Genomic DNA, 422 nt, shown 5'->3' with positions numbered 1-422 from the left:
ACCGTTTGCGTCTTTCTCGTCGAGCCAGGCGTCATAGACGGCGAAGAAGTCTCTCACGTTCTCGTCGCTCATTCTCTTAAACCCGACGATATGCATATGTCCGTCACCGTCGTATGCGACCTCGAATCCGGCGTCCTTCAGGGCTTGGGCAACCTTGCCATCGGCGGAAATCGCCCCTACTTGTGTCAGGTCATAGAGAATATGTCCGATGGGGTATTCCTTTCCTCCGACATTCACAGAATCGTCATGAGGGGGGATTGTGTTCCGACGCTTGGGGAGGTCTTTCTGCACCCACGTGGTGATGGCGGCGACACGATCGTCCACGGTGTAGCGGCGTGGCTTGCTACCTTTGCTGGGGTACGGCTTCTGGCGTTGTTTTTGGCGTGATGTTCGGGTTGGTCCGCTGGTGGACGGGGCCGCCG

General features: G+C 57.6%; 1 protein-coding gene. It reads right to left on the bottom strand.

Annotated elements, in window-relative coordinates:
• Positions 1–324: hypothetical protein (locus ACLQ24_RS30315; RefSeq protein WP_425895152.1), on the bottom strand; the 324-nt coding region annotated here is incomplete at its 3' end.
• Between the last annotated feature and the right edge of the window lie 98 nt (positions 325–422).

This window comes from Micromonospora sp. DT4, from assembly GCF_049841675.1.
Taxonomy (GTDB): Bacteria; Actinomycetota; Actinomycetes; order Mycobacteriales; family Micromonosporaceae; genus Micromonospora.
The sequence above is the reverse complement of the archived record's forward strand: the minus strand, read 5'-3'. Positions and strand labels throughout refer to the sequence as shown.